The 12,895-nt window shown below is 68.5% G+C and carries 13 protein-coding genes; all 13 read right to left on the bottom strand.

The annotated features are described in order from the left end of the window. Nucleotides 1-418 precede the first annotated feature (418 nt). The 13 genes from ACFQ9K_RS37175 to ACFQ9K_RS37115 all read right to left on the bottom strand — a co-directional run bounded on the left by ACFQ9K_RS37175 (nt 419) and on the right by ACFQ9K_RS37115 (nt 12,819). A complete protein-coding gene (locus ACFQ9K_RS37175) occupies nt 419-1,153 on the bottom strand; it encodes an SDR family oxidoreductase (protein WP_378720457.1) in 735 nt (244 codons plus the stop codon). 187 nt (nt 1,154-1,340) lie between these two features. Further along, nucleotides 1,341-1,835: a hypothetical protein gene (locus ACFQ9K_RS37170; RefSeq protein WP_378720456.1), complete on the bottom strand. Its 495-nt coding sequence runs from the start codon at nt 1,833-1,835 to the stop codon at nt 1,341-1,343. Between the two features lie 158 nt (nt 1,836-1,993). Continuing rightward, complete coding sequence (locus ACFQ9K_RS37165; protein WP_378720455.1) at nt 1,994-2,371, bottom strand: hypothetical protein; 378 nt, start codon at nt 2,369-2,371, stop codon at nt 1,994-1,996. A 25-nt stretch (nt 2,372-2,396) separates the two neighbouring features. Further along, complete coding sequence (locus ACFQ9K_RS37160) at nt 2,397-3,281, bottom strand: LysR family transcriptional regulator (RefSeq protein ID WP_378720454.1); 885 nt, start codon at nt 3,279-3,281, stop codon at nt 2,397-2,399. Between the two features lie 288 nt (nt 3,282-3,569). Then, on the bottom strand, nt 3,570-4,472 hold the full coding sequence (gene pdxS, locus ACFQ9K_RS37155) for a pyridoxal 5'-phosphate synthase lyase subunit PdxS (RefSeq protein WP_364721548.1): 903 nt from the start codon (nt 4,470-4,472) through the stop codon (nt 3,570-3,572). 470 nt (nt 4,473-4,942) lie between these two features. After that, a complete protein-coding gene (locus tag ACFQ9K_RS37150) occupies nt 4,943-5,986 on the bottom strand; it encodes an NUDIX domain-containing protein (RefSeq protein WP_378720482.1) in 1,044 nt (347 codons plus the stop codon). Then, entirely contained in the window at nt 5,986-7,110 is a 1,125-nt protein-coding gene (locus ACFQ9K_RS37145; RefSeq protein WP_378720452.1) for a glycosyltransferase family 4 protein, read from the bottom strand. Before ACFQ9K_RS37145 ends, ACFQ9K_RS37150 begins: the two co-directional genes overlap by 1 nt. Beyond that, nucleotides 7,107-8,111: a phosphatidylinositol mannoside acyltransferase gene (locus ACFQ9K_RS37140; protein ID WP_378720451.1), complete on the bottom strand. Its 1,005-nt coding sequence runs from the start codon at nt 8,109-8,111 to the stop codon at nt 7,107-7,109. The genes ACFQ9K_RS37145 and ACFQ9K_RS37140 overlap by 4 nt, the downstream gene beginning before the upstream one ends. Before the next feature lie 46 nt (nt 8,112-8,157). Then, nucleotides 8,158-8,850: a phosphatidylinositol phosphate synthase gene (gene pgsA, locus ACFQ9K_RS37135; protein ID WP_378720450.1), complete on the bottom strand. Its 693-nt coding sequence runs from the start codon at nt 8,848-8,850 to the stop codon at nt 8,158-8,160. 2 nt (nt 8,851-8,852) lie between these two features. After that, entirely contained in the window at nt 8,853-9,443 is a 591-nt protein-coding gene (locus ACFQ9K_RS37130) for an HIT family protein (protein WP_378720449.1), read from the bottom strand. Then, nucleotides 9,440-11,491 carry a threonine--tRNA ligase gene (gene thrS, locus ACFQ9K_RS37125; RefSeq protein WP_378720448.1) on the bottom strand — a complete coding sequence of 684 codons (2,052 nt, stop codon included), beginning with the start codon at nt 11,489-11,491 and terminating at the stop codon, nt 9,440-9,442. Before thrS ends, ACFQ9K_RS37130 begins: the two co-directional genes overlap by 4 nt. A gap of 291 nt (nt 11,492-11,782) precedes the next feature. Next, nucleotides 11,783-12,397, bottom strand: coding sequence for a (2Fe-2S)-binding protein (locus ACFQ9K_RS37120; protein WP_378720447.1), 615 nt, complete (start codon nt 12,395-12,397; stop codon nt 11,783-11,785). After that, the gene (locus ACFQ9K_RS37115; RefSeq protein WP_378720446.1) at nt 12,394-12,819 is read right to left on the bottom strand and encodes a TIGR02611 family protein; all 426 of its coding nucleotides are present in this window, start codon (nt 12,817-12,819) and stop codon (nt 12,394-12,396) included. Before ACFQ9K_RS37115 ends, ACFQ9K_RS37120 begins: the two co-directional genes overlap by 4 nt. Between the last annotated feature and the right edge of the window lie 76 nt (nt 12,820-12,895).

Genomic DNA, 12,895 nt, shown 5'->3' with positions numbered 1-12,895 from the left:
CGGGCCTCCCCACCGCCGAGCGGGGCACGACGGCGGCCTCCGCTCGCGACTCCCTAGCCATTCTTCTGCCGTTGCACGTCACCATTCACGCAAGGCACACCGACGCTGGACATTTCACCCCCCTCCACCAATATCCCCATCGACGTCCACCGCTCCATCGAACGGGACACATCAGCGGAGCCACTCGCACTTCGCCGCCACCACGTCCCGTTCAGAGTTCTTCTGGCGCTGGGTGGGACGTCGCCGGGGGCACACGCGGTTTGGTGCCGTCATGGCTTGCTCGAGTGCGACTGAATTCCGTTGCGAGGCAGGTGGATGTGGAGGTGGGTCCATTGATCCGATTGCGGGTGGTGAGCTCGCACGGCTGCGGCTGGATGCCCAGGTGCTCGGGATTGTCGCCGTGGTGGCGACTTCGGGGCTAGACGAGGCGGTGGCCGCCGTCGGCGTGGAGGACGGTGCCGGTGATGAAGGGGTTGTGCATCAGGGCGAGCATGGCCTGGGCTATTTCGGCGGGGTGGCCGATGCGGCCTGCGGGGAGGCGGGCGGAGAGTTGTTGGTGGCGTTCGGTTTTGGCGGGGCCGGCGATGGTGTCCCAGATCGGGGTGTCGATCCAGCCCGGGGAGACGACGTTGACGCGGATGGGGGCGAGTTCGACGGCCAGGGCGTAGGCGAGGGATTCGAGGGCGCCGTTGGCGGCGGCGACGATCGAGGAGCCGGGGCTGGGACGGTAGGCGGCGATGCCGGAGGTGAAGGTGAGGGAGCCGCCGGGGATTATGCGCGCGTGTTTGGCGAGCAGTGCAGGACCGATCAGCTTGGCGGCCAAGGTCTTTCGTGCCAGGTCTACGTCGAACGAAGCGATGGGCTGATACACACCATCGACGTCGACCGCGGTGGTCACCACGTGGTCCACCGGGCCCACCTCGGTGAACAGGCGCTCGATATCGGTCTCGTCGGTGATGTCCGTGACGAGCGAACGCACCTTGCCCGGTCCTTCGGGCAACGCGTGTTCCGCGTCCGCGAGTCGCTCGGCGGAACGACTGGCGATGATGACCTCCGCGCCCTCCGCCACGAGCGCGGCGGCCAGCGCCAAGCCCATGCCGGAACTTCCGCCGATGATGACGACTCGTTCTGCCGCTGCAGTGCTATCTGTCATGCCTCCACCCGACCATCACGCCGATCGAGTGTCCATGTCGCACTATCGAATTCGGGTTAGCCCGGCCCTAACACCACAGGTCGGACGCACAAACGCCCTGACCCAGAAATCGAGGCGAGCCGAATGGCCGCTACTCGGAGCGACCTTCCGACTCGCCTCGATCACCCCTCGTCGGCGAGCTGCGCGGTCAGGCGGCGCAGGCCGGGGACTGCTGATTGAGGTTGGCGAGCGCGCCGCAGGCCCAAGACTTCTGCACCTTCCACTTGCCGCCGTCGAGGACGAACGGCACGTCGACCACGTTCTCCTGGCCATTGACGGTGAATTTCCCTTGCGCACTGACGGATTCGCCGAACACCGAAACTCCGGTGATCTCGGCCTTGGCGTTCGCCTGCTTGAACGCCTCGGCGAGCCGGTTGGGCAGCTCCGGGTCGGCCTCGATGCCCTGCACGAGGTCCAGCTTCTCCGCGCTGGGCACCGCCGGATCCAGCGCCTTCTGCAGCAGCGCGTTCAACTCGTCGACGGTCGGCGGCGCGGGCGTGTTCGCGGTGGCCGTCGTGCTGGTCGAAGCGCGGGAAGGCTTCGGCGTATCCGACTTGTCGTCGCTACCGCAGGCCGTCAGGCCCAGTGCGGCCACCACGGCCAAGCCGGCAATCGCCATGCGTCCGGTCTTACGAAGCTTCAACTGCTCGTCCTTTACGTTCGGCTGATACATCGACGGTGATGCGGCACGAGCAACCAGCGCAGTGGTCGACAGGCATCGAAACGTCAAGCTACCCAGCACAATTGTGAGAACAGTAAGACGACGGTGAGGTCCGGAGAAGAGTCCGCCCGGCCGACCGGTCAATCAGCGCTGTACCGGGTCGACACGCTCAGCGAGAGATTCGTCAGCTGCACGTAGGACAGCTGCGGAACCGAAGTCACCAGCCGTTCGAATACCCATCTGCTCACCAACTCGAAAGTCGGCCGGAACGAGAAACTCGCGGTCCACGAATCGGCCGACAATTCGACGACGATCGCGTCGATCACCGGGTCGAGCCCATCGGTGTCGATGAACCACCCTCGATCACCGACCTGCTCGTCCTCGCAGCCGAAGCCGACCCGCAACTCGACCTCGAACGGCGCACCGGGCGACCACACCGCAGCCCCGCGAGCTCGCCGTACCGGCGACGGAAGACCTTGCCGCGCAGTGAATTCGCGGGCGATCTCGATCGTGAACATGCGGGCAGCGTAGTCAAGATCTCGATCAGACGGTCGCTGGCCACTCGGGGCCGGCGGCCAGTGCCTCGAGCAGGGCGCGCACGGCTGGGTTTCGGATGGGGGTGCGCCAGAGGGCGGCGTAGGTGACCAGGATGGGGCCGCCGCGGAACGGGCGCCAGGTGAGGCCGGGGTGGTGGGCGGGGCGGGAGGTGCTGAGGCCGATGGTGTCGGGGCGGGACGGGAGGACGGCCAGCATTTGGGCGTGGCCCATGGCGCTGTCGCTGAGCCGGACTCGGGCGCCCCTGGCGTGCAGGGTGCGCAATAGTTCGTCGTGCAGGCCCGGGGCGGAGTCTCTGGCGAACAGGATCAGTTCGCGGTCGGTGAGGTCGGCGGGGTCGATCTCGGCGTGATCGGCGAGCGGATGGGACGCGGACATCAGCACGCCGAGTTCGTCGCGTGCGATCGGCCGCTGGGCGAACCGGTCGGGCAGCGCGACGGGAGCGCGGACCAGCGCGAGATCGACTTCGTCGTCATCGAGCAACCGGACCTGGTCCGCGGTGGTTCCCCCGGCGAGCACCATGCGGGTGCCGGACGGCAGCAATTCCTCGATGCGCGAAGGGAGCCAAGGGGGTACGCCGTTCAGCAACCCGAACCGCAGCACCGGTGCACCCGCGGCCGACGCACGCCTGGTCTCCCGCACCGCCGCGTCGACCGACCGCAGCACCTCGCGCCCGGTCCGGAACAACACCTCCCCCGCCGCCGTTAGTTCGACCCGGGGATCCCGGTTGAGCAGCGCCCCACCCAGCTCCCGCTCCAGCACCCGGATCTGCTGACTGAGCGTCGGCGTGGAAATGAACAGCCGCTCCGCCGCCCGCCGGAAATGCAACTCCTCCGCCAGCACCACGAAATACCGCAACTGCCGCAACTCCACGACCGACTACGTCCCCTCGATCAGCCGCGTGCAGCCGACACCCACATCGATTCCCGCCATACCCGCTGACGCTACTGCCCTACAACGCAACCCGGACCCACACTCCCGCTGATCCCCAACGAGGCGCAATGGGTTGTCCGCCACCAACCGATTCAAGATCACCGGAACTGATGCCAGTGCCTTCCCGGCCGCTGCCCGCTCCAATTCCCCCTGATCTTGAAACCCCGATAGACAAACAGGCAGGGACTCCGCGGAGTCCCTGCCTGTGCGAACTCACCTGGTGGAAGATCACCAACCGCGCTCGGCCAGCCGGTGATCGACCGGCAGTTCTTCGACGTTGATGCCGACCATCGCCTCGCCAAGGCCCCGCGAAACCTTCGCGAGCACGTCGGGGTCGTCGTGGAAGGTCGTCGCCTTGACGATCGCGGCGGCCCGCTCGGCCGGGTTGCCCGACTTGAAGATGCCGGAGCCGACGAAAACGCCCTCGGCACCGAGCTGCATCATCATCGCGGCGTCGGCGGGGGTGGCGATGCCGCCCGCGGTGAACAGCACGACGGGCAGCTTGCCGGTCTCGGCGACCTCGCGGACCAGCTCGTAGGGCGCCTGGAGTTCCTTGGCGGCGACGAACAGCTCGTCGGCGGGCAGCGAGGACAGCCGGCGGATCTCGCCGCGGATCTTGCGCATGTGCGTGGTGGCGTTGGAGACGTCGCCGGTGCCCGCCTCGCCCTTCGAACGAATCATGGCCGCGCCCTCGGTGATTCGGCGCAGCGCCTCACCGAGGTTGGTCGCGCCACAGACGAAGGGAACGGTGAAGTTCCACTTCTCGATGTGGTTGGCGTAGTCGGCGGGGGTGAGCACCTCGGACTCGTCGATGTAGTCGACGCCGAGGCTCTGCAGGATCTGCGCCTCCACGAAGTGGCCGATGCGGGCCTTCGCCATGACCGGGATGGAGACGGCGGAGATGATGCCGTCGATCATGTCCGGGTCACTCATCCGGGACACGCCACCCTGCGCGCGGATGTCGGCGGGCACCCGCTCCAGCGCCATCACCGCGACCGCGCCGGCGTCTTCGGCGATCTTGGCCTGGTCGGCGGTGACCACGTCCATGATCACCCCGCCCTTCAGCATCTCGGCCATGCCGCGCTTCACGCGGGCGGTGCCGATGGTCTGGGTGGTCTCGGGCGTCGTCACGGCAAACTCCTGGGTCATCTGCGCCAATCGGGGTCGCAAGGGATGGAATCGACCCAATTCTAGGCGGGCCACCCAGGCCACTTGATAGCCAGTCGGAGATGACTGGCCTTGTCACCCACCAGGGGCTCTGCCCGTCGGCGGGCCGCACTGGACCGCTCGACCGAGCCACGGAAATGGATTCACCGGGCGGCGGGGCGGTTTCACCGTCCCCGCTAACTTCCGGCGCCGGCTCAGAGCGGGCCGACCACCAGCAACTGGGCCCAGTACTCGGCGGCGGCGGGACCGATGAGCGGCAGCAGGAAATCGAACAACAGGTAGGACATGAACTACGTACCTCCGCACACCGAGCGTTTCCCCCACGACGCGTGGGGCCGCGGCACCGAAATCCCCGTGCCTTGCGAAAAGCACTACCCAGCCCGCGCCGATCCAGTCGCGACCGTAGCACGATCGTGAAACACATCACAGCCGCGTCAGCGGATCGAGCGGACCTCGGGATGGGCGACCCCGGACGCGGCCGCGGCGGCTTCGGGCAGGAGCTGATCGAGGTTGTACGGGTACACGGTTTCGCCGGAGCGGTCCAACTGGACGATGTCGTCGGCGGTGCACCATTTGTTGCCGGTGATCGAGCGGCGTTCGATCATGGTCAGGTTGGTGGCCTTGGGTTCGTAGGCGGGCACGCGCAGGGCGAAGAACAGCTCTTCGGAGCGGATCAGGTCGCCGTCGAACGGAAACACCGCGACGCGACGCCAGATCGGCCCGCGCAGGCTGTCCGGGTCGGCCCGGTGCCCGGTCTCCTCGTACAGCTCGCGGACGGCGGCGTCGCGCAGCGACTCCCCCGGCTCGACCCCGCCGCCGACGGTGAACCAGAACGAGATCTCCGGCGTCTTCGGGTCGTTGCCCCGCATGAGCAGCGTGCGGTCCTGCTCGTCGAACAGCACGATGCGCGCGGTGGTGCGGGTGGTGTCGACGGTGAGGCCGGTGGACGCGGCCGGATTGGCCCGCTCGGTGATCTCGAAGTAGGTGGGCAGCGGCGCGGTGCCGCCGAGGTGCAGGATGCGCACCGAGCGCCGGGTGCGCAGCGCGAGGGTGTCGCGGACGGCGTCGTTGTGGAAGCGGCGCGCGATGAGCACCCGCGCCTCCGCGTCGGCCAGCTCGGCCACCATCTGCGGGCGCAGCTTCTCGATGTCGATCGTCGACAGCGCCCCGGAGAGCTGGTTTTCCACGGTCTCCCGATCGGCCCTGGACACGCGTTCGGCCCGATCTGCCAGCAGCGCAAGCACTTTGCCCTGATCGGCCAGCGCGGGATCGGCCACCGGGCCCGAGATCGCCAGCGCCACCGAGCGGGCGACCACCGCCCGCCGGGCCAGCGCCGCGTCCAATGCCTGCCAGGACTGGTCGGACCGCACGTGCAGCCGGTCGAGCCGGTTGGCGGTCGAGTAGGCCCAGATCCCGATCGCGACGATGACCGCCGCGATCAGGCCGAGGACGAGAACCGTGGTGGCGGAGAAGGTGATCATCCGGCGGCCCGCACCCTGGTGTCGCCGACGGTCACCGTCTCGTAGACGCGCAGGATCTGCTCGGCCACCACCGGCCAGTCGTACTCGCCGACCACCTGGGTCGCGGTGTCCACCAGCGCCGCCCGGCGGCTGTCGTCGGTGAGCACCTCGTCGATGGCCCTGGCCAGCGCCGCCGGATCACCCACCGGCACAAGGGCGCCCGCGGCGCCGTCGCGCAGCACTCGCCGGAAGGCGTCCAATTCGCTTGCCACCACGGCGGTTCCGGCCGCCATGGCCTCGATCAGGATGATGCCGAAGCTCTCGCCACCGAGGTTGGGCGCGACGTACACGTCCGCGCTGCGCATCGCCGAGGCCTTCTCCGCGTCCGAGACCTGCCCGAGGAAGCGCAGATGCCCGGCGAGCGGGCCCGCCTCCCGCCGCAACCGGTCCTCGTCGCCGCGCCCGACGATGAGCACCTCCAGCTGCGGATGCTTGCGCACCAGCTCGGGCAGCGCGCCGAGCAGCACGTCCATTCCCTTGCGCGGCTCGTCGTAGCGGCCGAGGAACAGCACGGTCTTACCCGCGCGCGGATACCCGGGCAGCATCGGCGCCCGGGCGAACGCGGGCACGTCGACCCCGTTGGGAATCTCCACCGCGTCGGACCCGAGCGCCTCCACCTGCCAGCGCCTGGCCAGCTCGGAGACCGCGATCCGGCCGCTGATCTTCTCGTGATAGGGCCGCAGCACGCCCTGAAATGTACTGAGCACCAACGACTTCGTGGTCGAGGTGTGGAAGGTGGCGACGATCGGCCCCTCGGCGATCTTCAGCGCGAGCATCGACAGGCTCGGCGCGTTGGGCTCGTGGATGTGCAGCACGTCGAAGTCGTTGCCGTCGATCCAGCGGCGAATCCTGGTGTAGGCCATGGGTCCGAACGACAGCCGCGCCACCGAGCCGTTATAGGGAATCGCGACCGCGCGACCGGCCGACACCACGAAATCGGGCAGCGGTGTGTCCTCCGAGGCGGGCGCGAGCACGCTCACCCGGTGTCCGCGTTCGATGAATACCCTGGCCAGCTCGACCACGTGGGCCTGCACGCCGCCGGGGACGTCGAACGAGTAGGGACAGACCATGCCGATCTTCATGGGGCGCCGTCCGACTGGGCCGTCGGGTCGAGCGGATCCGGGCCCGCCGTGGCGACGGGTTCCGGCCGGTGGGGCTGCGCGGCGGCGATCCGGGCCAGCCGCTCCGCGGACAGATCGCTTTCCCACATCGGCTGCAGCATGTGCCAATCCGCCGGATGCGCGGCGATATTGGCCGCGAACCGGTCCGCCAGCTCCTGCGTGGCCGCCGCGAGCCCGCTCGAAACATCAATGGGCGGTTCGACTTTCATCCCCCAGCCCTCGGTTCCGTCGGCGGTGAACCAGGTGTGCACCGGCAGCAGCGGCGCCCCGGTCTCGATGGCCAGCTTGGCCGCGCCGGCGGGCAGCCAGGTGCGTTCGCCGAAGAAGGTGACCGGCACCCCCCGGCCGGTCAGGTCGCGCTCGCCCATCAGGCAGATCGCCTTGTTCTCCCGCAATCGCTTCGCCAGCTGCACGAACGGCGGCTGATCCGCGCCGGTCAGCGGCACGACCTCGAAGCCGAGACTTTCCCGGTAGGCGACGAACCGCTCGTACAGCGACTCCGGCTTCAACCGCTCGGCGACGGTCGCGAAGGTGCCGTGGTTCTGCACCAGCCACACCCCCGCCATGTCCCAGTTCCCCGAGTGCGGCAGCACCAGGACCGCGCCCCGGCCGGCCGCCAGCGCGGCGTCCAGGTGCGACTTCCCTTCCAGGGCAAGCTCACCGATCGCCGCGTGGTCCATCGACGGCAGCCGGAACGCCTCGCGCCAGTACCGCGCGTAGGACCGGACGCTCGCCTGGATCAGCTCGTCGGGCACGTCCGCGGGCGTACCGCCGAGCACCCGAGCGAGATTGCGCCGCAGCTGATTCGGTTCGCCGCCGGCCCGGAACGCGCGGTTCGCCTTGCCCGCGACCCGATCGGCGCCCGCATCGAACAGCCGCCGCGCCGTCGCCTCGGGCAGCGCCCGCACCAGCCGCCAGCCCACCGCGTAACCGGCGTCGCTCCACCGCTCCCCGATACTCATGACCATTGCCCCGTTTCCCGCACCACACCACCACGATATGGCGGTCTCACGTCGCGTTCGCCGTTCCTGCCGTAGGGTTTTCGGGTGCGGCGGGCTTGGCCAGCGGGATCACGTCACGCGCGCCCGGCGAGCGACGCACCGCCAGCACCCGCTGGCCCACCGTGATGATGCTGAGCACCGCGAGAACCCACATCGCGACATGCACCGCGTAGGTCAGCCAGTCCAGCCCCCAGTACCCGCCGATGCCGGTGAACCCGGCCCCGACCAGCACGATGATCAACCGGTCCGGCCGCTCGATGATCCCGCCGTCGGCGGACAACCCGCTCGCCTCGGCCCGCGCCTTCGCATACGAGATCACCTGCGAGGTCACCAACACCACCAGCGTCGCCGCGAACAACGGCTTGTGCTGCTCGTGATAGACCGCCCACCAAGCCAATCCGCCGAAGATCGCCCCGTCGGCCATCCGGTCGCAGGTGGCGTCGAGCACCGCGCCGTACTTCGTGCCGCCGCCGCGCGCCCGGGCCATCGCGCCGTCGAGCATGTCGAACATGACGAACAACCAGATCACCATGGTCCCCCAGAACAGATGTCCGGTCGGGAACAGGGTGACCGCGGCGGCGATCGACGCGGTGGTGCCGATGACCGTCACCGCATCCGGCGTGAGCCCGGTGCTCACCAGCGCTTTGCCCAGCGGCGCAGTCGCTTTGGCAAACGTATCGCGGCCGAAGAAGCTCAGCACTTCTAGTCGACTTCCTTCCAGGCTGCCGACAGCAGCGCCCTCGTCTCGCGTAGCAGCTGTGGCATGACCTTCGCGCCACCGACCACGGTGATGAAGTTCGCGTCGCCGCCCCAGCGCGGGACGATGTGCTGGTGCAGGTGGTCGGCGAGCGAACCACCGGCCACGCCACCGAGATTCAGGCCGACGTTGAAGCCGTGCGGGCGCGACACCTGCTTCATCACCCGGATCGCCTGCTGGGTGAACGCCATCAGCTCGGCGCCCTCGGCCGGCGTGAGGTCCTCGAGGTTGGCCACCTTGCGGTAGGGCACCACCATCATGTGGCCGGGGTTGTACGGGTACAGGTTCAGCACCGCGTACACCAGCTCACCGCGGGCGATGACCAGGCCGTCCTCGTCGGACATCTTCGGAATGTCGGTGAACGGATGCCCGGTCGACGCGGGATCGGTCGCGGCCGCCTCCGCGATGTAGGACATCCGGTACGGCGTCCACAGCCGCTGCAGCCGATCGGGTTCGCCCGCGCCACGATCGACGATGCTGCCCTGATCGGCGTCGTTCAGCTCGGAGAGTCCGTCCGCCGCCGTGCGATCACTCATTGCGCGCCCTTGATCTCGAAGCCCTCCGCGGTCGGCGAAGCGTTCTCCCGATTCGCGATCCATTCCACAATGGTGGCGACCGCGTCCGCGACCGGCACCCCGTTCACCTGGGTGCCGTCGCGGAACCGGAAGCTCACCGCGTCGGCGTTCACGTCCCGCTCGCCGGCCAGCAGCATGAACGGAATCTTCTGCGCGGTGTTGTTGAAGATCTTCTTCTGCATCCGGTCGTCGCTGCGGTCCACGTGCGCCCGCACGCCCGCGTCGTGCAGCAGCTCGATCACCCGGTCCAGGTGCGGCGCAAAGGCTTCCGCGACCGGGATGCCGACCGCCTGGACCGGCGAGAGCCAGGCGGGGAAGGCGCCGGCGTAGTGCTCGGTGAGCACGCCGAAGAACCGCTCGATGGAGCCGAACAGCGCCCGGTGGATCATCACCGGCCGCTGCTTGGTGCCGTCCGAGGCGGTGTATTCGAGGTTGAACCGTTCCGGCAGGTTGAAGTCCAGCTGGATGGTCGACATCTGCCAGGTGCGGCCGAGCGCGTCCTTGACCTGCACGGAGATCTTCGGCCCGTAGAACGCGGCGCCGCCCGGATCCGGCACCAGCTCGAGGCCGGAGGCGGAGGCCACCTTGGACAGGGTCTCGGTCGCCTCTTCCCACAGCTCGTCCGAGCCGACGAACTTGACCGGGTCCTTGGTCGACAGCTCCAGGTAGAAGTCGTCGAGGCCGTAGTCCTTCAGCAGATCGAGCACGAAGTGCAGGGTGCTGGTCAGTTCGGCGTGCATCTGCTCTTTGGTGCAGTAGATGTGCGCGTCGTCCTGGGTCATGCCGCGCACCCGGGTCAGGCCGTGCACCACGCCGGACTTCTCGTAGCGGTACACCGAACCGAACTCGAACAGGCGCAACGGCAGTTCCCGGTAGGACCGGCCGCGCGCCCGGAAGATCAGGTTGTGCATCGGGCAGTTCATCGGCTTGACGTAGTAGTCCTGGCCGGGCTTGCGGACGGTGCCGTCCTCGTTCAGCTCCGCGTCCAGGTGCATGGCCGGGAACATGCCGTCCTGGTACCAGTCCAGGTGGCCGGAGACCTCGAACAGGTGGCCCTTGGTGATGTGCGGGGTGTTGACGAACTCGTAGCCCGCGGCCACGTGCCTGCGCCGGGAGTACTCCTCCATCTCCTTGCGGATGATGCCGCCCTTGGGGTGGAACACCGGCAGACCGGAGCCGAGCTCGTCCGGGAAACTGAACAGGTCCAGTTCCAGACCCAGCTTGCGGTGGTCGCGGCGTTCGGCCTCGGCCAGCAGGTGCAGGTACTCGTCGAGCGCCTCCTGCGACTCCCAGGCGGTGCCGTAGATGCGCTGCAGGTCCTCGCGGTTCTGATCGCCGCGCCAGTAGGCGGCCGAACTGCGGGTCAGCTTGAACGCGGGGATGAACTTGGTGGTGGGGATGTGCGGGCCGCGGCACAGGTCGCCCCAGAGCCGGTCGCCGGTGCGCGGATCCAGGTTGTCGTAGATGGTCAGCTCTTTGCCGCCGACCTCCATGACCTCCGGATCGTCGATGCCGGACTTGTCGCCGATCAGCTCCAGCTTGAACGGCTCCTTGGCCAGCTCGACCCTGGCCTCCTCGACCTCGACCACCCGGCGCGAAAAGCGCTGCGCGCCTTTGACGATCTTCTTCATCCTGGATTCCAGCTTGGCCAGGTCCTCCGGGGTGAACGGCTTGTCCACCTGGAAGTCGTAGTAGAAGCCGTCCTTGATCGGCGGGCCGATGCCGAGCTTGGCCTCCGGGAACTCCTGCTGCACCGCCTGGGCCAGCACGTGCGCGGCGGAATGCCGGATGACGCTGCGGCCGTCCTCGGTGTCGGCGGCGACCGCCTCCACCTCGACGTCGGTGTCCGGGGTCCAGGACAGATCCTTGAGCCCCTCGGCGTCGCGCACGACGACGATGGTGTCCGGGCCCTTGGTCGGCAGCCCGGCCTCGCGCACCGCGGCGCCCGCCGTCGTCCCGGCCGGCACCCGGACGAGGGCGGCAGGGTTCTTGCGGGCTGAGGTGGTCACGGCGGTGCTCTCCTTGGAGTTTCTCGGGTGCGGGGATTTCCCCGCGGATCATGGCCGAGGCAGCGGCTGCCCCGGCGCGACCATGCTATCGGCATGCCCACCCGCACGCGCACGCTCGCCCGCCTCTCCGGGTATTCAGGCCAGATTCAGGTGCGTGCGGAGTGACGTTGGCGACCGGCGGTGGGGTGGTGGATAAGTCAGCCGGTACCCGATGAGTTACCCATGTGCTTGCGAAATCAGTGGTCAGTCCATGCGAAAACAGTGGTCGCCTAGTGAATCTACGGTTGCCGGTCAGGTGTCCGCAGCCAGTTTTTCCAGCATGGCCTCGCGTTCGGCGGATGGGCGTTTCGGGCAGCTGGTGCACATTTCGCAGTTGGGGACCTCGTAGACGAGGCAGCAGGAGATGCGTTTGACGAACGTGCGGCCGCCGATCTCGACGAAACGGGGGGTGGGGAGTTTGCCGCCGATCTCGGTCGCCAGTCGGGCGCCCGCGTCTGAGGAGCCGGCGTCGAGGGCGCGGTTGCCGACCGCATCGGCGACGATCGCCCACAGCGACGGCACGCCCGCGCCGGAGACCTCGGCGACCGGACCGATCACGGCCGCAAGGGTTTCCCGCAGTGCCGTGCCCGGCTCGACGGCCTCGTCGGGTTCGGCCAGCAGGTGGATGCGTTCCACCCCGCCGTCGGGACGGACCTCGCAGTCGACATGCTCGAGCACCGGCTCGACCGCCCGCTCGCCGCGGGCGTACGCGCGCGCGATCTGCTCGACCAGCGCGGAGGCGACCATGCACCACCACAGCGTGCCCGCGATGCGCGGCGAGGTGGTCCCCCAGGAATGGCCCATCTCGGCGATCCGCGCCGCCAGCCAGTCCGGCTGGGTCAACGTGCGCCCGGGAACCGTGTTCACCACTTCAGGGGACTGCGTAACCATTGCCACTCGACTCCGATCCAGCTGCCGACCATCCCGAACGTGCCCAATACCCATAGTGTCGCGACAACCAGCGCAAAGGTAGCGCCCGCCGCGAACACGCGCATGGCGGTACCCCGTGCGGAATACCACGCCATACCCTGCCGGTACCGATCCCGCAGCCAGCCGAGTGCCCGTTGTGCCCAGGCGAATTCGGTGGCCAGGATGCCGAGTCCGGCGAACACGATCGCCCAGCCGGGTCCGGGGTAGGGAATCGTGACGATTCCGACGGCGAGCACCGCGGTGCCGACCAACGCGACCCCGACCCGATAGGCGAAGTTCAGCGTAGGCCGCGCGGCAATGCGCGCCCGGAAGGCGCGCCAGCCTGTCCGCGTCGATCTCGTCTCCAGGTCAGCCGTCACCTTTTCCAGCGTACGAGACCGGCCGGTCCGGCCAGGTCGGAGCCGCCGAGCCCGCCCGAACCGGACAGTTCGGGCG

The sequence above is a fragment of the Nocardia sp. NPDC056564 genome (assembly GCF_042793755.1).
Lineage (GTDB): Bacteria > Actinomycetota > Actinomycetes > Mycobacteriales > Mycobacteriaceae > Nocardia.
This window is presented reverse-complemented; position numbering and strand designations above follow the sequence as displayed.